This window comes from Oceanirhabdus sp. W0125-5, assembly GCF_027938815.1.
GTDB lineage: Bacteria > Bacillota > Clostridia > Clostridiales > Clostridiaceae > Oceanirhabdus.
The window spans coordinates 3,731,092-3,757,733 of record NZ_CP115913.1 but is presented as its reverse complement, the minus strand read 5'-3'; the positions used below and the strand labels follow the sequence as shown (position 1 = coordinate 3,757,733).

The 26,642-nt window shown below is 29.7% G+C and carries 34 protein-coding genes; all 34 read left to right on the top strand.

Features of this window, described 5'->3' with window-relative positions; genetic code table 11:
* The first annotated feature begins 36 nt into the window (after positions 1 to 36).
* The 34 genes from OW730_RS17555 to OW730_RS17395 all read left to right on the top strand — a co-directional run bounded on the left by OW730_RS17555 (position 37) and on the right by OW730_RS17395 (position 26,630).
* Positions 37 to 684, top strand: coding sequence for an HAD-IB family hydrolase (locus OW730_RS17555; RefSeq protein ID WP_271225351.1), 648 nt, complete (start codon positions 37 to 39; stop codon positions 682 to 684).
* A 2-nt stretch (positions 685 to 686) separates the two neighbouring features.
* On the top strand, positions 687 to 1,529 hold the full coding sequence (locus OW730_RS17550) for an aminotransferase class IV (RefSeq protein ID WP_271225350.1): 843 nt from the start codon (positions 687 to 689) through the stop codon (positions 1,527 to 1,529).
* Positions 1,530 to 1,654: 125 nt separating this feature from the next.
* A complete protein-coding gene (locus tag OW730_RS17545; RefSeq protein ID WP_271225349.1) occupies positions 1,655 to 3,559 on the top strand; it encodes a DUF342 domain-containing protein in 1,905 nt (634 codons plus the stop codon).
* A gap of 14 nt (positions 3,560 to 3,573) precedes the next feature.
* Complete coding sequence (locus OW730_RS17540; RefSeq protein WP_271225348.1) at positions 3,574 to 4,029, top strand: chemotaxis protein CheW; 456 nt, start codon at positions 3,574 to 3,576, stop codon at positions 4,027 to 4,029.
* A 1-nt stretch (position 4,030) separates the two neighbouring features.
* Complete coding sequence (locus OW730_RS17535; RefSeq protein WP_271225347.1) at positions 4,031 to 4,519, top strand: chemotaxis protein CheD; 489 nt, start codon at positions 4,031 to 4,033, stop codon at positions 4,517 to 4,519.
* Between the two features lie 13 nt (positions 4,520 to 4,532).
* Positions 4,533 to 5,597, top strand: a complete 1,065-nt coding sequence (locus OW730_RS17530; protein WP_271225346.1) for a protein-glutamate methylesterase/protein-glutamine glutaminase — start codon at positions 4,533 to 4,535, stop codon at positions 5,595 to 5,597.
* 5 nt (positions 5,598 to 5,602) lie between these two features.
* Positions 5,603 to 6,367: a CheR family methyltransferase gene (locus OW730_RS17525; protein ID WP_271225345.1), complete on the top strand. Its 765-nt coding sequence runs from the start codon at positions 5,603 to 5,605 to the stop codon at positions 6,365 to 6,367.
* A gap of 13 nt (positions 6,368 to 6,380) precedes the next feature.
* Positions 6,381 to 8,453: a chemotaxis protein CheA gene (locus OW730_RS17520; protein ID WP_271225344.1), complete on the top strand. Its 2,073-nt coding sequence runs from the start codon at positions 6,381 to 6,383 to the stop codon at positions 8,451 to 8,453.
* An 11-nt stretch (positions 8,454 to 8,464) separates the two neighbouring features.
* Positions 8,465 to 9,064 carry a chemotaxis protein CheC gene (locus OW730_RS17515; protein ID WP_271225343.1) on the top strand — a complete coding sequence of 200 codons (600 nt, stop codon included), beginning with the start codon at positions 8,465 to 8,467 and terminating at the stop codon, positions 9,062 to 9,064.
* Positions 9,065 to 9,079: 15 nt separating this feature from the next.
* Positions 9,080 to 9,439: a response regulator gene (locus OW730_RS17510; RefSeq protein WP_271225342.1), complete on the top strand. Its 360-nt coding sequence runs from the start codon at positions 9,080 to 9,082 to the stop codon at positions 9,437 to 9,439.
* Positions 9,440 to 9,450: 11 nt separating this feature from the next.
* On the top strand, positions 9,451 to 9,849 hold the full coding sequence (locus OW730_RS17505; RefSeq protein ID WP_271225341.1) for a chemotaxis protein CheW: 399 nt from the start codon (positions 9,451 to 9,453) through the stop codon (positions 9,847 to 9,849).
* 16 nt (positions 9,850 to 9,865) lie between these two features.
* The gene (gene fliM, locus OW730_RS17500) at positions 9,866 to 10,861 is read left to right on the top strand and encodes a flagellar motor switch protein FliM (protein ID WP_271225340.1); all 996 of its coding nucleotides are present in this window, start codon (positions 9,866 to 9,868) and stop codon (positions 10,859 to 10,861) included.
* A complete protein-coding gene (gene fliY, locus OW730_RS17495) occupies positions 10,854 to 12,131 on the top strand; it encodes a flagellar motor switch phosphatase FliY (protein ID WP_271225339.1) in 1,278 nt (425 codons plus the stop codon). The genes fliM and fliY overlap by 8 nt, the downstream gene beginning before the upstream one ends.
* A 196-nt stretch (positions 12,132 to 12,327) precedes the next feature.
* Positions 12,328 to 12,600, top strand: a complete 273-nt coding sequence (gene flgM, locus OW730_RS17490) for a flagellar biosynthesis anti-sigma factor FlgM (RefSeq protein WP_271225338.1) — start codon at positions 12,328 to 12,330, stop codon at positions 12,598 to 12,600.
* A 13-nt stretch (positions 12,601 to 12,613) separates the two neighbouring features.
* Complete coding sequence (gene flgN, locus OW730_RS17485) at positions 12,614 to 13,027, top strand: flagellar export chaperone FlgN (RefSeq protein WP_271225337.1); 414 nt, start codon at positions 12,614 to 12,616, stop codon at positions 13,025 to 13,027.
* Between the two features lie 4 nt (positions 13,028 to 13,031).
* Positions 13,032 to 14,960, top strand: a complete 1,929-nt coding sequence (gene flgK / locus OW730_RS17480; RefSeq protein WP_271225336.1) for a flagellar hook-associated protein FlgK — start codon at positions 13,032 to 13,034, stop codon at positions 14,958 to 14,960.
* Between the two features lie 29 nt (positions 14,961 to 14,989).
* Positions 14,990 to 15,982 carry a flagellar hook-associated protein FlgL gene (gene flgL / locus OW730_RS17475; protein ID WP_271225335.1) on the top strand — a complete coding sequence of 331 codons (993 nt, stop codon included), beginning with the start codon at positions 14,990 to 14,992 and terminating at the stop codon, positions 15,980 to 15,982.
* Positions 15,983 to 15,995: 13 nt separating this feature from the next.
* Positions 15,996 to 16,436 (top strand): flagellar assembly protein FliW, encoded by a 441-nt coding sequence (gene fliW, locus OW730_RS17470; protein ID WP_271225334.1) that lies wholly within the window; start codon positions 15,996 to 15,998, stop codon positions 16,434 to 16,436.
* Positions 16,427 to 16,651 carry a carbon storage regulator CsrA gene (gene csrA / locus OW730_RS17465; RefSeq protein WP_271225333.1) on the top strand — a complete coding sequence of 75 codons (225 nt, stop codon included), beginning with the start codon at positions 16,427 to 16,429 and terminating at the stop codon, positions 16,649 to 16,651. Before fliW ends, csrA begins: the two co-directional genes overlap by 10 nt.
* Before the next feature lie 16 nt (positions 16,652 to 16,667).
* Complete coding sequence (locus OW730_RS17460) at positions 16,668 to 17,102, top strand: flagellar protein FlaG (protein ID WP_271225332.1); 435 nt, start codon at positions 16,668 to 16,670, stop codon at positions 17,100 to 17,102.
* A gap of 11 nt (positions 17,103 to 17,113) precedes the next feature.
* On the top strand, positions 17,114 to 17,380 hold the full coding sequence (locus OW730_RS17455) for a hypothetical protein (protein ID WP_271225331.1): 267 nt from the start codon (positions 17,114 to 17,116) through the stop codon (positions 17,378 to 17,380).
* A gap of 8 nt (positions 17,381 to 17,388) precedes the next feature.
* Positions 17,389 to 17,781 carry a flagellar export chaperone FliS gene (gene fliS, locus OW730_RS17450; protein WP_271225330.1) on the top strand — a complete coding sequence of 131 codons (393 nt, stop codon included), beginning with the start codon at positions 17,389 to 17,391 and terminating at the stop codon, positions 17,779 to 17,781.
* A gap of 36 nt (positions 17,782 to 17,817) precedes the next feature.
* Positions 17,818 to 19,488 (top strand): flagellar filament capping protein FliD, encoded by a 1,671-nt coding sequence (gene fliD, locus OW730_RS17445; RefSeq protein ID WP_271225329.1) that lies wholly within the window; start codon positions 17,818 to 17,820, stop codon positions 19,486 to 19,488.
* 25 nt (positions 19,489 to 19,513) lie between these two features.
* On the top strand, positions 19,514 to 19,849 hold the full coding sequence (locus tag OW730_RS17440; RefSeq protein WP_271225328.1) for a hypothetical protein: 336 nt from the start codon (positions 19,514 to 19,516) through the stop codon (positions 19,847 to 19,849).
* A 227-nt stretch (positions 19,850 to 20,076) separates the two neighbouring features.
* Entirely contained in the window at positions 20,077 to 20,895 is an 819-nt protein-coding gene (locus OW730_RS17435; RefSeq protein ID WP_271225327.1) for a flagellin N-terminal helical domain-containing protein, read from the top strand.
* A gap of 94 nt (positions 20,896 to 20,989) precedes the next feature.
* Positions 20,990 to 22,804 carry a motility associated factor glycosyltransferase family protein gene (locus tag OW730_RS17430; protein WP_271225326.1) on the top strand — a complete coding sequence of 605 codons (1,815 nt, stop codon included), beginning with the start codon at positions 20,990 to 20,992 and terminating at the stop codon, positions 22,802 to 22,804.
* A 22-nt stretch (positions 22,805 to 22,826) separates the two neighbouring features.
* Positions 22,827 to 23,138, top strand: coding sequence for a hypothetical protein (locus OW730_RS17425; RefSeq protein ID WP_271225325.1), 312 nt, complete (start codon positions 22,827 to 22,829; stop codon positions 23,136 to 23,138).
* A 4-nt stretch (positions 23,139 to 23,142) separates the two neighbouring features.
* Positions 23,143 to 24,267, top strand: a complete 1,125-nt coding sequence (gene fliB / locus OW730_RS17420; protein ID WP_271225324.1) for a flagellin lysine-N-methylase — start codon at positions 23,143 to 23,145, stop codon at positions 24,265 to 24,267.
* Positions 24,268 to 24,605: 338 nt separating this feature from the next.
* Entirely contained in the window at positions 24,606 to 24,743 is a 138-nt protein-coding gene (locus tag OW730_RS17415) for a hypothetical protein (protein ID WP_271225323.1), read from the top strand.
* A 9-nt stretch (positions 24,744 to 24,752) separates the two neighbouring features.
* Complete coding sequence (locus OW730_RS17410) at positions 24,753 to 25,097, top strand: ATP-grasp domain-containing protein (protein WP_333781287.1); 345 nt, start codon at positions 24,753 to 24,755, stop codon at positions 25,095 to 25,097.
* Between the two features lie 38 nt (positions 25,098 to 25,135).
* The gene (locus OW730_RS17405) at positions 25,136 to 25,336 is read left to right on the top strand and encodes a hypothetical protein (RefSeq protein ID WP_271225322.1); all 201 of its coding nucleotides are present in this window, start codon (positions 25,136 to 25,138) and stop codon (positions 25,334 to 25,336) included.
* Positions 25,337 to 25,401: 65 nt separating this feature from the next.
* Positions 25,402 to 26,103: a class I SAM-dependent methyltransferase gene (locus tag OW730_RS17400; protein ID WP_271225321.1), complete on the top strand. Its 702-nt coding sequence runs from the start codon at positions 25,402 to 25,404 to the stop codon at positions 26,101 to 26,103.
* Between the two features lie 108 nt (positions 26,104 to 26,211).
* On the top strand, positions 26,212 to 26,298 hold the full coding sequence (locus tag OW730_RS26950) for an N-acetylneuraminate synthase family protein (protein WP_442945446.1): 87 nt from the start codon (positions 26,212 to 26,214) through the stop codon (positions 26,296 to 26,298).
* Positions 26,295 to 26,630, top strand: coding sequence for an N-acetylneuraminate synthase family protein (locus OW730_RS17395; RefSeq protein WP_271225320.1), 336 nt, complete (start codon positions 26,295 to 26,297; stop codon positions 26,628 to 26,630). Before OW730_RS26950 ends, OW730_RS17395 begins: the two co-directional genes overlap by 4 nt.
* Positions 26,631 to 26,642 lie beyond the last annotated feature (12 nt).

Genomic DNA, 26,642 nt, shown 5'->3' with positions numbered 1-26,642 from the left:
GTTGCCAGCTTTTAATTATTTTAAAAGGAGATAAATATGGAAAAATTAGCTATATTCGATGTGGATTTCACATTAACTAGAAAAGAAACATTAATTCAATTTTACTCATTTATGGTCAAGAAGAATCCTGGGTTGATAAAACACCTTCCTAAAAATGTTTTTTCGGGGCTTTCGTATTTAACTAAAAGATTAACTGCTCATCAATCAAAAGAAAAATTTTTAGGGTTTATTAATAATATTCATGAAGATGATATGAAGGAAATAGTTAAGGAGTTTTATGAGAAGAGATTAAGCAAGATTTTATATAAAGATGCTATTGATATGATAAAAGAACTTAAAAAACAAGGATTCTTAATATATTTAATTTCAGCATCACCAGAGTTCTACCTTAATGAATTATATAATATTAAAGAGGTAGATATGATAATAGGTACTAAAATGAAACGTGGAGAAAATGGCTTGAAATATTGTAATATTATCGATGGATTTAACTGCAAAGGTGAAGAAAAGGTAAAAAGACTAAACGAAGTATTAAAAGCTGAGGGTAAAGAAATTGATTTTGAAAATTCATATATGTTTTCCGATTCTTTATCAGATCTTCCTTTGATGAATCTTGTGGGAAATCCAAGACTAATTAACTTTAAGAAGGGACATAAGTCTATTGAAATATTAAGATGGAGGTAATCATGAAGAATACAATTAACATTAAAGGTTCATATTATATTGTAAATGGTGAAGAAAAAATAAGTGAAACTGAAACTATTGTTGTGGATTCTGAGTACTTAATATATGAAGTAATACGTGTAATAGATGGGAAACCGCTGTTTTTAAGTGAACATATTATAAGGTTGTTAAAATCTACTGGATTGAAGTATTCTCATGTGAGTTTAAAAAAGGAAGAATTAATTGAAAAAATCCAACTTTCTATTAATTCTTTATGTAAAAAAAATAATATTTTAAATGGTAATGTACAAATTTTGCTAGAAATTAATAATGATGAAGTAAAATCCTATATTTATTTCATTGAACACTATTATCCAGAGAAACAACTTTATAATGAAGGAGTAAGTACTGTTTGTGTTCACATTGAAAGAGATGATCCTAATGCAAAAGTGCTAAATTTAGAGTATAAAGAATTAATAAAAAAAATATTAAAAGATAATAATGCCTTTGAAGCCATTTTAGTTAATAAAGATGAGGAAATTACAGAAGGTAGTAAATCAAATATTTTCTTTGTTAAAGGTGAAAGCTTTATTACTCCAAAGGGAGAAAAAGTCCTTGAAGGTATTACAAGAATGAAAATAATTGAAATTATTAAACGAAAAGGATATGGATTCGAAGAGAGGATTATCAAAGTTGATGAGCTGAAAGAAATGGATGGGGCGTTTATTAGTGGTACCTCACCAAAGGTTTTACCAATAAAGAAAATTGGGGATTTATCTTTTGAATCTGCTAATAATTGTATGATAAATGATTTGATGAGGTACTATGAGTTGGAATGTGAAGAAGATATAAGGCAACTAAAGTAGTGGAAAAGTTAATTATACTAAAAATCAACAAAAACCTTTATGAAATTATAAAGAATTGTCAAAAACAAACGATAACTTAGTATATGTTATATTGATTATGGTATAATATTTATGGGGGTGAAGAGATGGATGAAATGAGCATTTTTACCGGTAGTTCTGTTGAAGAGTGTCTAAAAAAAGCATCTGATGATTTGAAGATTGATTTTAAGGATTTAAAGTATGAAATAATTGAAGAAAAGAAAAGTTTATTTAAGAAATCTTTTAAAATATCTGTAAAGAAACCAATGCTTGAAGATATTGACGGGAAAATAATTATTAGTGGTGGTAAAATTGAAGTCATTAATCCTAAAGCTGGGGGAAGAAAAGCAACTATAACGCCTACTAAAGAAATTATCCTCAAACTGAATGGAGAAAAAATTGATAAAAAAACGCCGGTATCCAATGAGGATGATATTACATGGATAGGAGAAGAGGTTGAAGGAAAAAGAGAAATAAACGTCTCTATAAGTGATGATAAAACAGAAGCATACATTAATTTGGAAATTATACCTAAGCGGGTTTATGAAATAAAAGATTCTATAGAAATGACAGATCTAATAGTGGGGTCTTCAAAGAAGGAAGAGGTTTATCCACCAGGGTACACCGTAGAGGAAATTGTTGATATCCTTGCTAAGTTTAAAATAACTTATGGACTGCTAAAGGATAATATAAAAATGATATCCGAAAAAAATAAAGTTGAAAAGTTAATTGTTGCTCAAGGATGTGTTCCGCAAAATGGTACTGATGATCGATTGATATTAAAATATAATGAAAATAAAGTTCCTGTGAAAGATAATAAAGGAAATGTAGATTATAAATCTATTGGTCATATTCAAACTATTAAAAGCGGAGAGATACTATGTGAATTAATAAAAGGATTAACTGCTATCAATGGAAAAGATGTCTATGGTAATAAGATTACAGCTAATGAAGGTAAGAAAATTAATATTAATGCAGGCAAGGGATGTGCCTTTTTTGATAATAAAATTATTGCAACTGAAACTGGTAAGCCAGTGAAAAAGGGATATACTTTTTCAATAGAACCTGTCTATGTGATAAATGGAAGTGTTGATCTTTCTACAGGTGATGTGAAATTTGATGGTAATATAGAAGTTTTTGGTGATGTCTTAGATGGAATGAAAGTGCATAGTGGAAAATCAGTTTGTATTCACAGTGGTGCTTCAGGAGCAGAAATAGTATCAAAAGAGGATATAACAATTGACGGAAATGTAGTTACTTCAAGTATTTCATCAGGTAAAGATGAGTTCTTTAATAAAAAAATACTTAATTCTATTAATAGTCTAATTTCAACAATTACTGAACTAAAAAACATGGCTGATCAAGTGTTTAAGAGTAAAATGTTGGGAAGTAATGTTAAACTTGGTGAAGTTGTTAAGATACTCATTGAGAAAAGATTTAAAAAGCTTGAGAAAGACATTGAGGAGTATGAAGCTCTAGTGGCATCAAAAGATGATAGGGTAAAAGTAATTGTGAGTATTCTAAAGAATAAACTTACAGGTTTAGGGCCTATAAACATAAATAATATAGAAGAATTGGGCAAGGTATTAACTTTATTAAAAAATGAACAAGGTAGATTTTATAGTGAAGAGTTAGCACAATCAAACATTAAGTTAAACTATATCCAGGATTCTAAAATTGTAAGTTATGGAGATGTATATATTACTGGTAAAGGTGAGTATATATCCGACATTTTCGCTGATGGAAATATATATTTTGTTGAAAATTCGGTTGCTAGAGGTGGAACTCTACAAGCGAGAAAAGAAATAAAATGCAGTATTGTTGGTAGTGGTGGTAGAGTTAGGACTACTATACAAGTAGAGAAAGAAGGTCATATTTACATCCAAAAAGCATTTCCTAATACTAAATTAATTATAGGAAAGATTGAATATGTAATTGAAGAGGAATGTAGAGATGTACATGCTTATATGGATGAAAATGGAGAAATTGTTGTGGAGAAAATTAAAGAGTAATGGGAGGAATCAAAATGAATGAAGAAGTAAAGATTCTGATATTCTGTATTAACAATGAATATTATGCAGCTGATATAATGGAAGTAGAGAGAATCCTAGGATATGAAGTTCCTACTCCTCTACCAGACTCACCTCCATTTATTGAGGGTGTAAGAAATTATGAAGGTAGTATCTTGCCAATTTTAAAGCTTTCTAAGAGATTTTCTCTTGTAGAGGATAATACAAGAGATATTAATGATTCAAAAATTATAGTTGCAAAAGAGGGTAATAGCAAATTAGGTATACTTGTTGATGTTGTCAGTGAAGTAAGAGATGTGAAAATGGAAAATATCGAAGAGCCGCCTGAAATAATGAAAGGTATTTCTAAGAGATACATGAAAGGGTTGATTAAGTTTGAGGACAAGATTATTATTTTCTTGAATTTAGGATCAATACTTACAGATGATGAAAAGAGAGTTATAGAAGGGTAGTATGGATTCTGTACAATTAAGAGTAGGAATTGGTGATTGTAAAATAACAAAATCTCCAAATACTATAATAACTGTAGGTTTAGGCTCATGTGTGGGTATAGCTCTTTACGATGGGAAGAGAAAAATTGGAGGGTTAGCACATATAATGCTTCCTGACAGTACTCAGTTCTCAAATACAACAAACAAATACAAGTTTGCAGATCTCGCTATAAAAGAACTATATAATGAAATGTTGAAATTAGGTGCTTTCAAGAGAAATATTGTTGCAAAGGTTGCAGGTGGTGCCTCCATGTTTAATTTCAGCGACAAAAAAATGGTTATGGATATTGGTGAAAGAAACTGTGTAGCAGTAAAAAAACAATTAAATGAGTTGGGCATAGATATAATTTCTGAAGAATTAAGAGGAAATAGAGGCAGAACAATGATATTAGATGCTGAGGATGGCAGTGTGTCAATAAAAACAGTAGGTGAAGGAACTAAGGTAATTTAATGGAGTGATTTTAATGGAAAAAAGAAAAATACTTGTTGTTGATGATTCTGCTTTAATGAGAAAAATTATTAGTGATATGATCAACGAGGAACCGGATCTTGAGGTTATTGATAAAGTAAGAAATGGTGAAGAGTTGTTTAAAAAGCTTGAAACAGTCAAACCGGATTTGATTACATTAGATATAGAAATGCCAAAAATGAATGGAATTGAAGCTCTTAAAGAGATGGATAAGAGAAGAATTAATATTCCTGTTATTGTGTTAAGTAGTGTTTCAGAGAGAGCAAAAAAGTTAACTATCGATTGTCTTCATGGAGGAGCATTTGACTTTATAGAAAAACCATCAGGTTCTATATCTTTAGATATCAATAAAGTTAAAGAACGCTTAGTGGAGCAAATTAGAGCAGCAACAAAAAATAAAGTAAATATTAGTTATGAAAGAAATAGGTCAGTAGCAAGAAAAGTCGAAACAAGAAAAGTTGAAAGTAGATTTTTAAGTAAAAGTTCTGGAATAAAAAAAGATATTAGGGCAGTTGCGATAGGTGCATCAACTGGAGGTCCTAAAGCGTTATATAATGTATTAACTGAATTGCCTTTTAGATTAGGTGTACCAATTTTTGTGGTTCAACATATGCCAGTTGGGTTTACAAAGGCGTTTGCTGAAAGATTAAATGCTAATTGTAAGATGAAAGTTGTTGAGGGATATGACGGATGTCCAATTGAAAAAGATACAGTATATATAGCGCAAGGTGGAAGTCATATGGTTGTTGTTGATGGGTTTATAAGGTTAAATAAAGAGCCGACTATGTGGGGTGTTAGACCTGCTGTTGATAAACTTTTTGACTCTGTTGTGGATGAATATAAGGGTAAAATATTAAGTGTTGTATTAACTGGTATGGGAAAAGATGGTGCTCAAGGTACAGTGAAAATTAAAGATGCAGGTGGTTATACAATTTCTGAAGCGCAGGAGACATGCACTATATATGGAATGCCAAAAGCTGCTTATGAAACGGGAAAGGTTGATGAAGTATTACCATTAGATAAAATTGCTGATAAAATAGTATCTATGACAAGGCGGTAGACATTATGAATCTAGAATATTTCAAGAAATGGGTTAAAGACGAATTGAAAATTGATTTGACAGCATATAAAGAGACTCAATTGCATAGAAGGTTATTAAGTCTTATGTCAAGAATTGGTGTAAAAACAGTTGAGGATTACATAAAGCTTTTAAAAACTGACAATGAACAGAGACAAAAATTTCTAGACTTTGTCACAATAAATGTTACTGAGTTTTTCAGAAATCCTGATATTTTTGATGAATTTAAAAATATTTTATTGAAAGAAGCTAGAAGTAAACAAAAACTGAAAATATGGAGTGCAGCATGTTCCATAGGGGCAGAACCTTATTCGATAGCAATGATACTAAGTAGTAATAATGCAGGTAGAGGACATAGAATTCTAGCAACTGATATTGATACTACTATATTGAATAAAGCTAGAACAGGGGTTTTTACTGAAAATGAAATTAAAAATATTGATGGGAATTTGCTGACTAAGTACTTTACAAAAGAAGATTCAAAATATGTCATAAATCCTTCAATTAAAAGTATGGTAACATTTAAAAAACATGATCTTATATTAGATTCTTATGAAAAAGACTTTGATGTAATAGTATGTAGAAATGTTGTTATATATTTTAAACAAGAAATTAAAGATAAAATCTATCATAAATTTTCACAATCTCTTAAAAGTGGGGGACTACTCTTTGTAGGTGCCACTGAAAGTATTTATAATTATAGAGATTTTGGATTTGAAAAAGCATCTACATTTATTTATAAAAAGTTATAAAGGAGGAAACTGTATGGATACATCCCAATACCTATCAATGTTTTTAGAGGAATCAATTGAAAATTTACAGATATTAAATGATTCAATTTTAGAGTTAGAGCAGAATCCTGATGATATTGATAAAGTAAATGAGATTTTCAGAGTTGCACATACATTAAAAGGTATGTCTGCTACAATGGGTTATGTTAAGATATCAGAACTAACACATAAAATGGAAGATGTACTTACAAAGTTTAGAGAAGGGGAGTTAAAAGTAACGCAAAAGATGGTTACAGTACTCTTCAAATGCTTAGATACATTAGAAATTATGGTTAATAATATATCAGAAGGTGTGGAAGCAGATACTGATATCCAAGAATTAATGGATTCTTTAAAGGAAGTAGCTACTATTCAGAGTGAATCTAATACTGAAAAAGAAGTTGCTGTTACATTAGAGAAAGAAGATTCTAATGAGCTAGTAGATTATAATGATTTACTAGATTTAAATGAATATGATTTGAGTGTTATGAAACAAGCCTTAACGAAAGAATATTCATCATATTACTTAAAGATTACTTTAGATAGTAATACACTTTTAAAATCAGCTAGAGCTTTCTTGGTTTTTAAAGCTTTAGAAGAATATGGTGAAATAATTAAATCAGATCCTAATGCAGAAGAGATAGAAAATGAAAACTTTGAGTTTGAAATTCAATTGGTTTATCTTTCTAAATCTGAGCCTGAGATGATCGAAAAAACAATATTAGCTATTTCTGAGATTAATAATATTGAAATTAAAAAAATAAATCTTGAAAAGAATAGTATAAAACATGATATAATAAATAAGGAAATTGAGATAAAAGAAGAGAAAAATGTTGATGAAACCACAAGAAATAACGTTCAACCAGTAGAAACAACTCAGAAGAAAAAAGCGACAGAGAAAAAATCTAAGGATGATGAGAAGGCTGTTGTGAAGAAAAAGGTACATCAATCTGTAAGGGTTGACCTTGAAAGGTTGGATAATTTCCTGACAATGGTTTCTGAATTAGTAATTCATAGAACAAGACTTGAACAGATTTCAAGTAATCACAAATTAAATGATTTAAATGAAACTCTTGAACAGATTGCTAGAACTACATCGGACTTACAAGACCTTGTTATGAAAATCAGAATGTTACCACTTGAAGTTGTTTTCAATAGATTCCCAAGAATGATAAGAGATTTATCTGTGGAGTTGGATAAAGATATTGAGTTTTCAATTGATGGTGCTGATACTGAACTTGATAGAACAGTAATAGACGAAATTGGAGATCCTCTTTTACATCTTCTAAGAAATGCAGCTGATCATGGAATTGAGAGTCAACAAGAAAGAGTTGCAAATGGTAAAAGTAAAAAAGGTCATATTAAACTAAGTGCTTACCCAGAAGGGACAAAAGCTGTTATAAAGGTTGAAGATGATGGAGCAGGTCTTGATGTTGAAAAGATTAGGATGAAAGCAGAAGAAAAGGGTATAAATACTGAAAATATGTCAGAGAGTGATATTAAGAATCTTATATTTGCACAAGGCTTTAGTACAAGTGAAGAAGTAACGGATGTTTCAGGAAGAGGAGTAGGAATGGATGTTGTTAAGACAAAAATTGCCTCTCTTGGAGGAACAGTTGATGTTATTAGTGAACTTGGAAAAGGTACAACTTTTATAATAAGATTACCTCTTACTCTACAAATTATTCAAGCTCTACTTGTTAAAATTGGTGATGAAACTATGGCTATATCTTTAGGATATATAGACAGAGTGCTTGATTATGAGCCAAATATGATTAAGAGAACTAATAACAAGGAAGTTATGGTTTTTAATGAAAATGTAATTCCATTAATAAGAGTTAATGAAGTTCTTGATATTGAACATAATAAAGAGAGCAAGGATTATATTGTAATTGTAAAAGTTGGTGAAAAAAGTGTTGGTTTATTGGTTAATGGATTATTAGGTCAACAAGAAATAGTTATAAAGCCTTTAGGAAAAACGTTACAAAATCTTAAAGAGTATATAGGTGCTACAATTTTAGGAGATGGATTAGTTACATTAATCTTAGATGTAGCAGCATTAATCTAAGGAGGGTTTAAATGGACTATAGTAAACTTTCAAATATGCAACTTGATGCACTTAGAGAAGTTGGTAACATAGGGGCAGGAAATGCTGCAACAGCACTTTCGCAGTTGCTGGGAAGTAAAATAGATATGACAGTTCCTAATGTTAATATAGTTTCCTTTGATGAGATTTTTTCAAGAATAGGTGGAGAGGAAGTAGTACTTGGTGTTATAGTTAGAGTGCTAGGGGATGCTCCAGGAAATATTTTGTTTATTTTCACCAGAGAAACTGGAATGGATATTATTAAGCAATTAACACAAAAAGAAGAAGAAGAAATTTCAGAAATGGGAGCTTCGGTTCTTTGTGAAATTGGAAATATTATTTCTGGTTCATATATGAATTCAATTAGTAAATTTACTAATTTGCTTTTAATGCCGTCAGTGCCAGCTGTTACTTTTGATATGCTTGGTGCGATATTATCTACAACTTTTATTGAATCAGAACAATTTGATGATTGTGTATTAGATATTGAGACTGCATTTATTCAGAATGATACAGAGATTCAAGGTTATTTTTACTATATCCCTATGCCGGGATCATTAGAAAAAATACTTAGTTCACTAGGAGTAAAATAATGGAGGTAATGAAAAATGGCTAGAGTATTAATAGTTGACGACGCTGCGTTTATGAGAATGATGATTAAGGATATTTTAGAAAAAAATGGATATGAGGTTGTTGGACAAGCTGCAAATGGAGTTCAAGCAGTTGAGCTTTATAAACAGGAAAAACCAGATGTAGTTACTATGGACATAACAATGCCTGATATGGATGGGATTGAAGCTGTGAAAAATATTAAAGCTTTTGAACCAAATGCTAAAATTATAATGTGTTCTGCAATGGGACAACAAACTATGGTTATGGATGCTATTAGAGCAGGAGCAAAAGACTTCATAGTAAAACCTTTCCAAGCAGACAGGGTACTAGAAGCTATTAAAAAAGTCATTGGATAAGGAGTGATTTTGTGCAAGTTATCATTTTTAACTTAGGTGAAGAACAATTTGCCGTAAAAACTGAGGTAGTACAGAACATTACAGATATGATGGAAGTAACTCGTGTACCTAAAGCTCCTAAGTATATTAAAGGTTTGATTAATCTAAGAGGTAATGTTATTTCTCTTTTAGATTTAAATTTACTTTTGGATGTTAAAGGAAAAAAAGAAGAGCATGACAGTACTATCATTATTAAAATTGGTGATGAAGCTGTTGGTATTGCAGTGGATACTGTAGAAGAAGTTTTAGATATAGATGAATCTATTATTGAAAATATAGAAGATAATAGAGACAAAAAATATATCAAAGGTGTGCTTAATTTTAATGATAGGATAGTTACTTTAATAGACGTTGGTAGATTAATAAATTAAGGAATGAGGTAATAGTATGTCAGAAGTTTTATCTCAGAACGAAATAGATTCGTTGCTATCCGCATTGTCTTCCGGTGAAATCGAAGCAGAGAATGTTACACCGGCGGAAGAAGAAAAGAAAGTTAAACTTTACGATTTTAATAATCCAAACAAGTTTTCTAAGGAGCATTTAAGAACATTGGAATTGATATATGAGAATTACTCAAGAATCATTTCAACATACCTTTCGGCTCAAATTAGGAAAAGTGTTAAAATTAAAATTGAAACAATGCAACAATTTACTTATGAAGAGTTTATTAGGAATATTCCTAACCCAACCGTGTTGACGATTTTTAGATTATTTCCTTTAGAAGGAAATCTTCTATTTGAAACTAATCCAGACTACGTATACCAAGTATTGGATATTCTTTTAGGTGGAACTGGTGATAAGAAGTTTAAGAGCAAGGAACTCACTGATATTGAAAAGAATATTATTACAAGAATGAATGAAGGGCTCATTGCTAATATGAAATTAGCTTGGGAAGATGTTTTGGAAGTGGAGTCAGAAGTTGTAGGAGTAGAAACGAATCCAGCATTAAACCAAACACTTGCACCTAATGAATCTGTTGCATTAATAACTTTTTCAGTTGACCTTGGGAAAAATCATACATTTATTAATTTATGTATTCCTTTCTTGAGTGTTGAGAAAATATTGGATAAATTAGATGTGCAGTATTGGTTTAGAGGTAGAGATGAAGCAGATAAACTTGAATCTAAAACGAAGATAAAGGAAAGATTGAATACTGTTAATGTGGAGCTTACTGGAGTGTTAGGAGATTCATCCATTAACGTTCAAGATTTCTTAAGCTTAAAAACTGGAGATGTTCTGACCCTTAATAAAAAATCAACTGAACCTGTTAAGGTGAAAATCATGGATAAAACATATTTTTACGGTAAGCCAGGTATAATAGGAAAGAGCAGAGGGATTCAAGTACTAGATATTATAGATAAGGATGTGGAAGAAAATGAATAATGGGTTTCTGTCACAGGAAGAAATAGATGCTCTTTTAGGCGGAGATAGTGAAACTAACGAAGATAGTACTACCTCTATAGACGATGGGGTTGAAGAAATGTTAACCGATCTTGAAAAGGATGTTTTAGGTGAGGTTGGAAATATCTCAATGGGATCTGCATCAACTGCATTATCACAAATTATTGGTCAGAAAGTAAATATTACTACTCCAATCGTTGCTACCACAACTTTAGGTAGAATCAAGGCTGATTTTGAAACCCCAAATATTGCCCTTGATGTAAAATATACCAGCGGTATTGTAGGAAATAACTTATTGTTAATGAAGGTATCTGATGCAGCAGTAGTTTCTAATCTTATGATGGGTGGAGATGGTATTGTAGGAGAGACTACTGAATTATCAGAAATTGAAATAAGTGCCGTTTCTGAAGCTATGAACCAGATGATTGGTTCTGCAGCTACATCTATGGCTACGATGTTTGCTAGAGAGGTTAATATTTCACCTCCATTATCAAAGGTTTGTGATGATTCATCAGAATTATCCAGTGATCTTTCAGATGATGAACCAGTGGTAAAGGTATCTTTCAAACTAGCTATAGGGGAACTTGTGGATAGTAATATAATGCAGATTCTTCCAATAAAAACAGCAAGAAAAATAATAGCTATTATGATGGGGACTGATGATGCTAGTGAGCCAGAGACTGATGTACAGGCAAAAGGAATTGAAGAAAATGTTTCTTCTGTTCCTATGAATAATGAGCCGCAAGTACAGCCTATTAACAATAATCCTCATGGTGTTCAGTATCAAGAACCTGTTTATCAACAGCAGTATCCTCAAAACAATATGGGGATGCCAGGGAATTACAATATGTATGATAACTCGTATCAGGTGCAACCACCTTATCCGGGTCAACCACCTTATCCTGGTCAACCACCGTATCCAGTTCAACCAGTGAATGTTCAATCTGCAACATTCCAGCAGTTAAATGATGGGGGAATGGCTTCGCAGCCGCAAAATATTGATTTAATATTAGATGTACCCCTTGAAGTTTCTGTTGTTCTTGGTAGAGCTAAGTTAAACATAAAAGATGTTTTAGAATTAGGAACTGGTTCCTTGATTGAGTTGGATAAGTTAACGGAAGAACCTGTGGAAATTCTTATTAATGGTAAGAAAGTTGCATATGGAGAAGTAGTTGTTGTTGATGAAAACTTTGGTGTTAGAATTACTAGTATCATAAGTAATGAGGATAGAATAAAAAGTCTAGGTCGTTAGGTAAAAACAAATTTAAAATTAAAATAGTAATATTTTATCAATAGGCTCATAAGAGAATTATTCTCTTATGAGTTTATTATTTTTTTCCTATGAAATAATAGTATTAGAAAAACTAATTATACTTATAAACTTTATTGAATAAATGACGATAATAAGATTAGAAAATAAAAATGAAATTAATATCTGGGGTGTGGATATGAAAATTAATGGAATAAGAGCAAACTATGTTAATAAATACTATAACAAGAATATTAATAAAAATACTAATACGCAAATGAGAAGAGAAAAAGATAAAGTTCAGATTTCTGATATTGGTAGAAAGTTAAGTAAAATTGACTCACTAAACAGAGAAGATAGAGAAAAACTGGTTAATGAGATAAAAGAAAAAGTAGATAATGGAACATATAAAATTGATAGCAATAAGATTGCTAAAAAGATAATTGGGCATATAAAAGGAGAGGAAATATAGTAAGGAGGAAGTAATGAGAGATAAGATACTTGAAATAATGCAAAAAGAACATACTGCATTGGAGAATTTGCTTAATTTACTAGAAGAACAACATAGATTTATAGCAAGTGACTCCTTGCTAGACATGGAAGAGTGTGTTAAAAAGATACAAAATGCATCAAAGATTGTCGCAGAAATTGAGATGGAAAGAAGAGGAATGTTGGGTGAAACTAGCATGAAGGTTGTTGTAGACAAACTTCAGGACTCTCAAATAAGCGAGTTATATAAGGAAATTAGAAGATTACTTGAGGTTTTAACAATGCAAAAGGAAACTAATGATTTGATTTTAAAACAGAAGTTAAGTTTTACAAACCAACTTCTTAATGCTTTAAAACCTAATAGTAAAAGAACAAATGTATATAATTCCTATGGTAAAGTGAAGAGGTGATATAATGTCAGGTTTATTATCGATTTTTAATATAGCAAAAAGAGGAATGTCTGCTCAACAATATTCAATTAGTATTACTAATCACAATGTTGCAAATGCTAACACTGAAGGATATTCGAGACAGAGAGCACAACTGCAAACAACTTCTCCATATCAAGCACCATCAATGAACTCTTACATTGGCCCAGGTCAGCTTGGTACAGGTGTTCAAGTGGATACAGTTAAAAGAATAAGAAATGAATTTATAGATTTCCAAATTAGAGGTGAGTTTAGTACTCAAGGTAAGTATGAGGCTAGAGAAGCATTATTAGGGGAAATCGAAAATATATATAACGAACCATCTGATACAGGAATTTCGGGACTATTAGGGAAATTCTATGACTCATGGCATCAATTATCAAAACAACCACAGAGTTCAAATGCTAGAACGGTAGTTGCACAGCAGTCAAAAGCACTTGCTGATGAACTTAATCACAATTATGAGCAATTGAACAAATTAAAAGAAAATACCAACCTTCAAATTAAGGAAAGTGTTTTCAAAGTTAACAATGTTCTTGCACAAATAGATGACTTGAATCAACAAATTATTAGTGTAAAAGTTTCTGAGCAGGAACCAAATGATTTAATGGACAGAAGAGATCAACTTTTAGATGAGTTAAGTACATTAATGAATATGGATATTAAAAAGCAAAGTTTTTATGGACAAGACATTACAGCTCAAGACTCAGCGACTATACCTGGTGGAGCTGAAAAGCTTTTAGTAAGAAAAGATCCAAATATGTCAGTTTCAAGATTTGCTTATATAAGTGGAGTAACTGTAGTTAAAGATCCAGCTAATGGAACAATAACAGGATTAAAATTGGACACATATAGAGCAGGAAACTCAAATGATTCTGGTGATACAGTGGATATTACTTTTGCTGGAGGAATGAATAAAGAGCAAAAAGAAGAGATTATTAGAGAAATATCAGAAACAAGAATTCTCTGGGCTAATGAAAAAGGAAAATCCTATGCTGAAATTAATGGTGGTGCAGGAATAACAATTACCAAAGATAAATTCAGAAGTGAACTAGGATTATTTGAACCATCAAAAGGGAAACTAAATGGACTGCAGTCTGTTCAAAAAGATGTAGATAAGTATATGGCACAGATGGATAAGTTAGCTAAAGGATTGGCAATGGCAGTTAATAGTATTCATAGTGGTGTTACTGATATTCCAGATGCTGCGAATCTTGAGGCTTTAGCAAACTATATAGATGGGGATAATAAATTAAAGGGAGATTCCAATGGTAAGCATATGGATTTCTTACCATTCTTCGTAAATAAGGATAAAGCAATTTATAGTGGTGGATTATTGACAAACCTTGGTGAGGTTATTACAAGTGAAAATGAAATAACAGCTGGTAATATCACAATAAACCAAGAAATTATGAATGATGTAATGAAGATAAAAACAAAAACAAATGATGATCTGTACGATCAAACTGAAAATAATGTTGAAAATGGAACTACTGATGGTAACAGAGCTCTTACAATAGCTCAACTTCGTAATGCATTTATGAAAATAGGTGGAATGAAGGAAAGTACCACAAGAGCAGAGTTTATTAGTAACCTAACAGGTGGAACTTTAGAAGTTAACGCTGTTGGAGTTAAAACAATAAAAAATAATAAGTCTGGTACAACTACAGATAATTATTTTAAAGATGTAATCAATGAACTTGGAATACAGACGCAAGAAGCTAAAAGAATTGGATTGAATCAATCTTCACTAATTGGGGGGTTCCAGCAAGCTAGAGAATCTGTTTCGGGAGTTTCATTAGATGAAGAAATGGCAAGTTTAATACAATATCAGCATGCCTATTCAGCAAATGCTAAGATTGTATCTACAGTTGATGAATTACTAGATGTAGTTATTAATGGATTAAAAAGATAGATAATATCCTATAGTAGGTTGGTGATAAAATGAGAGTTACAAATAAAATGATGTCAAATAACTTCTTAAGAGATCTTAACTATAATCTTAAGAATATGCAGCGTATTCAGACACAGTTAACAACTGGTAAAGAATTTAAAAGACCTTCAGATGATCCTTTTAAAGTTGCAAGATCAATGCAATTGTATTCTGATATTGATACAAACAAACAATATAACGAGAATGTAAAAGATGCTATAAATTGGCTGGATACAACAGATACTGCTCTTGGGCAAGCTAATAATGTATTCCAAAGAATTCATGAGTTAATGATTTCAGCAGGTAATGGTGGATATAGTGATAATGAGAGAAAAGCTATAAAAGATGAAATTAACGAGAGAGTATCGGAATTCTCACAAATATTAAATACTAGTTTCGATGGTAAGTTTATATTTGGAGGAACTAGAGGAACTGTAAAACCTACAGATGCAATCTTAAATAGTGATGGGAACACAGATTTAAAGTATTATTCTGATATAAATATAAATGCAACTGATCAAGAAAAGAAAATGATAGACTCAAAACTTAATATAGAAATATCTTCAGGAGTAACTATTGGATATAATGTTAATGCAGTGGAAATACTAGAGTTTAAGAACTTAAATGGTGAAGATAAAAATGTAATTAATATTATGAAATCCTTGGCAAATCATCTTGATGGGAAAGCTAGTGATGGTTCTGGTGCAACAGATCCTGATGCACTAGATAAATTATTAAGTGATGACCTAACAGATGTTAAAAATATTCTTGAGAATTTAACTAAACTAAGATCTAGAGTTGGAGCAATGCAGAATAGAATGGAGAGCGCAAAAGTAAGAAATGAAGAAGAAAATTTTAATATAAAAGAAATTCTTTCAAAGACGGAAGATATCGATATTGCTGAGAAAACAATGGAATATGCAACTATGCAGACTGTGTATTTAGCATCTCTTCAGACGAGTGCTAAGGTAATCCAGCCAAGTCTCATAGATTATTTAAGATAGGACTGGTGATGATATGGAGTTAATCTCAAAGGTTCACGGAAAAATTCAATATTCAGATACAGAAATTGTAACTTTTAAAAAAGGGTTGCCTGGATTTGAAAATTTAAAAAGGTTTATTATTAAAGATATTGAAGGTAATCCAATATTTAAAATAATGCATTCTCTTGATAGAGCAGATATTGCTTTTGTTATCGTTTCTCCATTTAATTGTGATGAAAAATATCAAATAAATCTCAGTAATGAAGTGCTTAAAAATCTAAATATTATTAAGCCAACAGATGTAATGCTTTATACAATAGTTACATTACATTCGGATTATAAAAAAATTACATCAAATTTAAGAGCGCCAATAGTAGTGAATATTAAAAATAATCTTGGTGAACAAATTATTAGTAATAATGATGAGTATCTTGTAAAACACCTGATTTTTAAGGAGGAAGTGGAGTGCTTGTAATTAAAAGAAAAAAAAACGAAGGACTTCAAATAGGTGATGATATAACAGTAAAGATTGTTGAAATAAATGAAAATTCAGTGAAGATTGCCATAGATGCACCAAGGGAAACTTTAATACTAAGAACAGAACTCTTAGAAGAAGTTAAGGATGAAAATTATAAAGCTATAATTGGAGATTTAAACTCATTGGATGCATTAAAAAATGTAAAAAAGTAATATAGGGGGAACTGGAATGAAAATAAATTCAACAACTAATTTGAAATTTAACAATTTAAAAAACAATGAAAGTGTTAAAATAAAAATACAAGAAAATGACAATAAAATTGAAAATGAAGTTGTAAGCTCAACGGTAGTAAATAAGGATAATGTTGAGAATGAGACTAATAATAAGAGAAATGATGTTCTTTTATTAAATGATCAATTTGAAGGTGCTGATAAGGAAGAAAAAATTAAAGAGGCTATTGAAATTATTAATAAACTTTTAAAAAAAAGAAACAGTAGGATTGAAGTGGAAAATCATGAGTTCTTTAAAAGTGACTTAATGATGAAGATAATAGATGAGGATACTGGAGATGTAATTGTTGAAGTTCCACCTAAAAAGATTCTTGATATGATTGCAACTATGGTAAAAATGGCTGAAGGGATTGTTATTGATAAAAAAGCTTAGGAGATGTCCTTATGGAGCATAAACTCAATAAAGTTGATCTTGAACTTATACAGAAAATAATTGATATTACAAAAGATGAAAGAGTTAATAGTATTAGGAGATCGGAAAAAGGTAATATTGATTATAAGGGTAAAGAAAAACCTGCTTATCATAAAAAAATATCTAATCATCGTAAAAAAATTGTAGTAGATGCTTATAAAGAAAAAAAAACAATAATAATAAATGCTACAAAAGAAGATGACAATTTAAGTGGAAAATATCTCAATAAGAAAAGGTAGTGATGATAATGACATTTGGATATAAAAATGCAGCTAATGCGTATAAAACAAATAGTGTGAATTATGCTTCTAAGGAGCAATTGTTATTAATGTTAGTTGACGGAGCAGTGAAATTTGCAGAAATTGCAAGACAAGGTATGATTGACAATCAGATTCAAAAGGCGCATAACAATATAATTAAAACGCAAAATATTTTCTTTGAATTAATAGCAACACTTGATGTTTCAGCAGCTGGAGAGTGGGGTTCTAAGTTGATGAGTATTTATCAATTTATAGTGGATAGACTAGGACAAGCTAATATAAAAAAAAGTATTGAAATAATGAATGAAGTTATTCCTCTCATTCAGGAAGTAAGAGATACTTGGTATGAAGCATCAAAAATTTCAAAAGTAGCTAAGTAGTTTATAATTTTTTCAGAATTAAAAGGTGGTGTTAAGATGTCAAGTGTAGGAAGTGCAGGAAGTAATATGATGAGAATTACTGGTATGGCAACTGGTATGGATACGGATGCTATGGTAAAAGCAATGACTGCTAATTATCAGCTGAAAATTGATAAAGTAAATCAAGAAAAACAAATTATGCAATGGAAACAAGAGATGTATCGAGATATTATAACAGATATTAAAGATATACAGGATTATTTTGATCCAATCTCAGATAAGTATATTTTATCTGAAAGTAAATTTAGTTCTGTTAAAGTGACAAATAGTAATGAAAATGCTATAGGATTTACAGCAGGAGCTACTGCTATAGAAGGAACATATAAATTAAATGTAACAAAATTGGCAGAGGCAGCTGTGGTTGATGGAGCAGCAATAACAGCTACTAGTGGTACAGCAACTAAATTAAAGGATATTAATGGAAGTCTTGAAGGGAAAACTGTTACTTTCGATATTAACGGTAATACAGTTGATATAGCGGTTGATGCAGATACAACTATTCAAAATGTTTTAGATACACTTAATAATGATACAAATATATCAGCTGATGCTACTGCTACTTTCGATGAACTCACAAAGAAGTTTGTTTTTAAAACTAATGCTTCAGGTTCAACAAAGAATTTATCAGTTACATTAACAGATAATGATGCAGGTGATTTAGTGAGTTCTTTGGGATTTGCAGAAGGAGTTGCTTCTTTGGATAGTGGTCAAAACGCTGAGTTTTCAATTACATATCCTGATGGAAGAAGCGAGATTATAACTAACCAAGAAAGTAATAAATTCACTGCAAATGGTGTCACGTATAATCTTAAAACAGCTGGTACTGGAGATACAACAATTACAGTTGAAAAGAATGATACAGATAAAGTATTTGATAACATAAAAAGTTTTATTGATGATTATAACAATCTTATGGAAAAGATTCAAAGTAAACTTTCAGAGAAAAAACAGTATGACTATAAACCTTTAAGTACTGAACAAAAAGAATCAATGTCAGAAGAGGACATAAAGACTTGGGAAATAAAAGCTAAACAAGGTATCTTAAAAAATGATTCTTACTTGGGAAAATTAATGACTGACTTAAGAGGTACTTTATTTGCACCTGTATATTCTGATAAAGCATCTGATAGTAAAAATGAATATCATATGGGTATATACGGTGAAGGTGCATTGTGGCTTGATACTTCATCAGATATGACTCAATTAGGAAAAATATTAATTAAAGATGAAACTAAATTAAAAGAAGCAATCTCTAATAATGTAGAAGAATTTACTAAGTTCTTTATTGGAAAATCCTCTACAGAAAACCTTGACGATAAGTATATAGGTACAGATACTTATTATGAAGATGGATTATTTACAAGAATAAATAAGATTGTGGAAACATATGCGGGAGACCCTGGAATAGGTAAAGATGGAAAAGCTACGTTAAAAGGTACTCTAAATATATATGCGAATAAGCAGTATGATTTCAGTATTACAGGTGGGGCAAGCCAAAATACTATTCCTGACCAAATTTATAGAAAGACAGTAAGTACTGATCAACTTAATAGAAGAATGATTGAGGTTGAAAATAAATATTATGCTCAATTTGCAAGGTTAGAATCTGCGATGAATCAGATGAATTCTCAAATGAGTAGTTTTTATTCTCAAATGGGTATGGGTTAAAAAATAATATTTTAAGGATGATTTTATGGATTTAGAAAAATTGATTATTGAGTATAAGCAAATTTCTAATGATATTATTGTTTTATTAGAAAAAGATGATTTTGAGAAGTTAGATCTGTTGTTTGAAAAAAGGCAAGTAGTAATAGATCAAATGATTTTAGAAGATAATGGGAAAAATGAAGTAAAGGATTTATATGTAAAGTATAATTTGGTTAAACTAGATCAAGTGATGAAATCCAAATTTGAAACTAAAAAAAATGAAATTAAAAGTAACTTAATCAAAATAAGAAGACAAAAAAAAGCTACTGCTGGATATAATAACTTGAATTCAAGAGCTGTTTATTTAAGTAAAGAAATTTAATTTTTTTATAATAAAAGTATAAAGCTAGATATAAATCTTACGATAATAAAAATAGGAAGTATTAAAGATAAAAAATTAAGAAAACTTTATTAAAAAGTATAAAGGATTTAATAAAATAAACGAAAGTATAATTAGTAGATATTAAAAGATTTTAAAAGCGAATGCTTTTAAATATATATTAAATATTAGGCAAGGATGCCAAAGGAAAAATCAAGGAGGAATTTATTATGATTATTAATCACAATCTTAATGCAATGAATGCTCACAGACAAATGGGAGTTAACATTGGAAATGCTGGAAAGTCAATGGAAAAATTATCTTCAGGTATGAGAATTAACCGTGCTGGAGACGATGCTGCAGGTCTTTCTATCTCAGAAAAAATGAGAGCTCAAGTAAGAGGTTTAAATCAAGCTTCAAGAAATGCTCAAGATGGTATCTCTCTTATTCAAACTGCTGAAGGTGCTCTTCAAGAAACACAAGAAATCGTTCAAAGAATGAGAGAACTAGCTGTACAAGCTGCGAACGATACTAATGTTACTGATGACAGAAAAGCAATAAAAACTGAAGTTGATGAATTAATTAAAGAGGTAGACAGAATAAAAGATAGCACTACTTTCAATGAAAAGAAATTATTAGATGGAACTTTAACAAATGCAGTTGGTACATTCCAAATTGGTGCTGATAAAGGTACAACTTTACAAATTAAAGTCAACACTATGAGTTCTGCAAAGCTTTCATTAAATGGTTTCACTTTTGCAAGTTCTGGAAATGCTGCTAGTGCAATTGCAAAATTTGATACTGCTATCAAAACAATTTCTACTGAGAGATCAAGCCTTGGTTCTTGGCAGAATAGATTAGAGCACACAATCAAGAATCTTGATAATGCTTCTGAAAATATCCAAGCGGCAGAGTCAAGAGTTAGAGACGTAGATATGGCTAAGGAAATGATGAACTTCAGTAAGAACAACATCCTTCAACAAGCAGCTCAATCTATGTTAGCTCAAGCTAATCAATCACCACAAGGTGTATTACAATTATTAAGATAATAAATTAATAATAATCATTCAAATAGTCAGCTTTAAGCTGGCTATTTGTGCTATATAAGATAGAAAGGAAGATATTCTTATGTTTGACATGAATATGAACATATTAAAACAAGAATATGAAGAGTATTATAATATTGTAATGAAAAAAAATGGGATTAATAATCACAATTTTGAATTAGTAGTATCAAAAGATCATTCTATCAATTTACAAATTAAAAAAGATGACAAAGAAGTTTTTCTGCATAGTTCTTTTTCAGTAGAAAATGAAGCAAATAGGTGGATTTCTAATATTGATAAGGAAAAGGACACATACATTATATTCGGTGCTGGATTTTTTTATCATATTAAGAAATTACTTGAGATTATGCCTCGCGAGAATAAGACATTTATTATTGTTGAAAAAAATATAGATATTTTTATAGCAGCTTTAGAGAATGTAGATGTTGCACAGTGTTTGAAGGATTTAAGAGTAATTTTAATTATATCAGATGATCCAGACGAGATATCACAAAACATATTCCATATAATGAAAAGAAAGGGTATAAAATCTTTAGAAATCTGTACTCTTATGTCTTATCAGCAGCTTTATAAGGAATGGTTAGAAGAAGTATATACTGCTATTGTTCAGATGGTACAATTATTTGGAATGAATATAGCCACTGAATTATATTTTTCTGAGGAATGGATGTTTAATCAGTTTCAAAATATAAAGTCATTTAATATAGATTCTTTACCATTAGAAAGTTTTCTAGGTGAATTCGAAAATATTCCAGCAATAATTGTAGGAGCAGGACCTTCTCTTGATAAGCAATTAGAAACTTTGAAAAAACTTAATAATAAAGCTATAATTTTTGCTGCTGGTTCTTCAATTAATATTCTAGAGAAAAATGGAATAACACCTCATTTTGAAGTGGCTGTGGATGGAGGAATTACAGAAGCGAAGATTATTGAAAATATTAGAAATATGAAAACAATTTTATTGTTTCTATCAACTGTACATCATGAAGCTGTTAAAAAATATAAGGGCAGAAAAATGTGGTTCAGAGGAAATAATTATTCAGTAATAGACTATTTTGAGAAGTTTGTTGGTTCTGACTCCAGTAGAATTGAATTAGGTCCATCATGTGTTAATATAGCTGTTGATATTGCTGAAAAATTTGGGTGCTATCCAATAGTATTAATTGGTCAAGATATGGCCTACACCAATAAAAAATTATATGCGCAAGGACCAGATCATAATTTGAGTTTAGAAGATGAAAAGAGAAAGAAAGTTTTAGCTACAGATATATATGGAAATGATGTATATACGCTAAACTCTTTCATTGGTATCAAAGAGTTTTTTGATATGTATGTAAGAGTTAATCAACTTCAAGATAGAATAGTTAACTGTACTGAAGGTGGATTAGGTATAAATAATGTTAAGAATAAAGAATTCATTGAAGTTATGAATGAATTAGAAATGATTAATTTTGATGTTAATGAATATATAGATAATCTTTATATAAGGAATAACGAAAAAACTTCTAATGAGATGAGTAAAAAAACAATAGATTTCATTGAGACTATTAAAAAATTAATAAAGGGTATTGAAAAAGAAAGTATAGAGAGAGTGAATAAAGTAACAGATATTCTAAATGGTTTTGATGATTTATCTTTTGTGCAAATTCAAGAGTGTGTTAAGGAAGTAACTGAGTTAACAGAATATATAGAAGAAAATCAACTGCATAAGGAAGCAATGAAATTTAGCACAGCGGCCTATTCGTTAGCTATTAAGAATGGTATTCACAAGGAACTAGAGAGTATAAAGGATTTAAGAAGTAAATATAGATTATTATTAGAAGGATTACAAAAAGAATATGTATTTTATGAGCAATTGTTACAAACAATGAATAATTCTATTAATTATTAATCTATTTATTAGGAGTGAAATTATGAGTCTTGAAAGTAGCAATAAGTTAAATGGTGCTAATATTTATAAAGCTGATTTAATAAAAATAATTTATGAATCTATAGATTGTATTTACAAAAACGATATTCAGGTTGCTATGGAATCATTTACTGATGTTATCACCAAAATTATGAATTTTGGTGCTATAAGAGATGAGCATATTATAGAAATGAATGAATTTATAAAAAAAAGTTACAGTTCTTTAAATAATTCGGATTATGTATTATTTGCTGATCTATTAGAATTTGAAATGATACCTATTTTAGAGAAAATATTATTAACTGAAAGAGGGTGAAAATATGGAATATAATGTTGTAATACCTAATAATATTTTAAGTTTTAAATGTGCTATGTGTGGTGAATGTTGTACAGGATGGAAGATAGAAATAGATAAAATTACATGCAATAAAATTAAGAAAGAATTAAAAAAATCTGAAATAGAAGATAAGATTAAATTCGAATATAGTAAAGGAAAATTAACAAGTGGAACAATTAAGATGTTAGATGATGGGAAATGTTCATTCTTAGATTCGGATAATTTATGTGGTTTGCAAAAAGAAAAAGGTATCAATTTTATTAGTGATGTTTGTAAACAGTATCCAAGAATTTTTATTTCTACAACAAGAGGGGTAGAACAATCAATGTATTTCAGTTGCAGAGAAGCTTTAAAATTATTAGATAATGATAAACCTATTGAATTTGATGTAAATCCTATTTGTTATAATTATGAAGCCCTAGATAATTCAAATGCAGTAAATAAAGTGATGGAAAATAAAATGCTCAAGTATTATTATCTAATTGAAGAAATGATGATAGATATAATGCAGCAAAGAAATCAGTCATTAAAAGATAGATTATTATTAATGGGGAGTCTAATTCTTTCTTTATATAATGCTGAGGATGATGAGCATTTGCAGATTATTAGTGAATATGGAAGTATAATTGGAAAAAATATTGACTGTTTTAAAGAAATAAATTCTAGTAAATTAAATTTAATTGAACTTATAAATAAATTAGGTGAGTCTCAATTATCTCTAAAATCTGTAAGTTTCTTAACTAAATTATTTTTTGAGAAATTTAATAATAACATGGATAAAATCGAAATAGATTCTTTCAGGAATAATAATTTTAAATATGAGTATATATTAGAAAACTTATTTGTTATGAGAATATTTAGAAAGGACTTTGCATATAGTGATAAGCTTTTAAAAAATTATTATTGGATGGTAATTCAATATATATATATATTATTGAGTATGAATATTAATGATGATTTTAGTAAAGATAGATTACTTGTTAGTATTTATCTTTCAGAAAAAACATTCTCACATACAAGTGTTTTAAAAAATGATTTACTTGCAGGAAAGTCAGCTGATGCAATTATGTTAGAGGCTATGGAAGTGGTTAATTATTATAATATATAAAAATTAAATAGTTTCACCAATGTGTAAATGCTATATATGGATATAGCATTTTTTTTATTTTTTGAAAATAATTATATGTAATAAATAATTTAAACATATTTTAAATTAGAACTAATGAAGTTTTTACTTAACGAAGAATATTAAAAAAATTAAAATTTATTTGAATTATATAAAAATATTGAAATATAATCAAAATTTAATTTATTTAAAAATTATGTTAAAGTAGTTATAGTTTAAAAATATTTATATATTATTTATTTATATGTAAATATTTCTTAAAAACACATGATATATTAAATGGTCTATATATTTAGTACATAAAAGAGGAGAAAAGAATTATGATTAATGTACTTTCAGTTGGAGCTGGAAAAGAACAAATTCAAAGTATTATTGAAGTCCAAAGGTTGGGTCTAAAAGTCAATGCAATAGATGGTAATGAAAACTCAGAAGGTTTTAGTGTGGCGGAAATTGGGTAATTAGTTGATATTAAAAATCAAGAACAAGTTATTAATGGTAAGTTCGTTTTAACATTGGTCAGAGAAAAGTTACTGACTTCATTACCATATAGACAAGAGGTTGGTTATATTTCACCTGCAAGAATAGATAACAATATATTTAAATTAATAGAACAAGAAGTCAATATATGGTGTGAAATTTTAAAACTTAATAATTGTGTAATTCATGTAGATTTGATAATTAATAATACTTATGATAATGCAATTATCCCAATAGAGATTTCAGGAAGACCTTCAGGGCTAATGAGGTCTAGTTTTATGACTCCGTATTCAACAGGAATTAATTTTTGCAGAATGGAATTAAAATGCAATTAGGTGAGAAAATTAACTTTAAACCTGAATTTAAGAGATATATGTATTTAAGATTTTTAGATATAGCTAATGGGGAAGTATTAAATATTCCAGACAAAGATGTAATAACTTCCAGAAAGAATATTGTTAAATATGAATGTAATATTAAATGTAGAGATGTATTAAAAGAAGTAACCTGTGGAAACGATGTATACAGTAGAGGGCTTGTTGTAGCTACAGGTGATACAACAAGCTATGAATGAGGTCAATAATGTATTGGATATGTTAGAAGTTATATGAGAATTAAAGGTACTTTAGGAGGAGAGAAATGAGTATTGTTGAAGAAAAAAAGAAAATTGATAACCAAAATGAAATGGGATGTTCAAAAGAAATTAAAAGACATCAGATGCTATATCCAAATGAGAGAGTTGTAGCGTTTCTTGCAAGAAATTATCCTAACTTTAATGAAAATAGAGATAAAAGAACAGTAGATATTGGGTTTGGATCTGGAAGGCATTTTAAACTATTAATGGATTATGAGTTTGATACATATGGATTTGATTATAGTGAGGATTGCGTTGAAATAGCAAGTAATATTTTGGGAAATAATGAAAGATTAAAAGGTTTAAAGAAAGCTGATTTAAGAGATAAACCATATGAAAATGAATTTTTTGATGTAATTATCTGTTATGGAACAATTTTTTATAGAAAAATAGATGAAATGTTAGAAGATTTAAAGCTAGTGAATTCAATGATGAAGAAAGGAGGTAAGATGATTAATAATTTCAGGACTAAAGATGATCATCTATATGGAAAAGGAAAAAAGATTGACGATAATACATATATTCTTGATAAATTAACAGGGGCATATAAAGATATTTCCTATACTTTTTTAACTTCACAAGAAGCAGAGGAACTACTAAATAAAGCTGGTTTTTCTATTGAGAGCAAAGAAAGATCTGATTTATGGAAGAATAATTTGTCTGAAAAACATACTTGGTGGATATTTTCAGTTAGAAAGGAAAAGTAAAATGATTAGACTTAATATTTTAGATAAAGAAATTGGTGGATATAAGCCTGCTTTTATTGTTGAGGAAATAGGTGCAAATCATAATGGTGATATAGAGTTACAAGAGAAATGATTAAGTCAGCAGCTCAATGTGGTGTAGATGTGGTGAAATTTCAAACATATAGTGCTGAAGAGTTATTAGCAGATAAAGAATGATAATCACTTGGGGAAGTGAAGGGTATCAAAAATCTGAACCCATTGGAGAAATGTTTGATAGAATTGCACTGCCAAGAGAGGCTCATAAAGAGTTATTTGATTATGCAAAAAGTTTGGGGATAATTCCTTTTTCAACCCCATTTAGTATTCGAGGGTTGAGGTTTTTAGAAAACTTGGATGTTCCATGCATAAAAGTTGCTGCATCGGATGTAAATTATTTGGATATGCATAAAGAACTTCCTAAAACAAATAAACCTGTTATGTTGTCATTAGGTAAGTGTACTCTTAGTGAAGCAGACAAAGTAATTTCAATACTATTGGATGGAGGATAGAACCATACGATA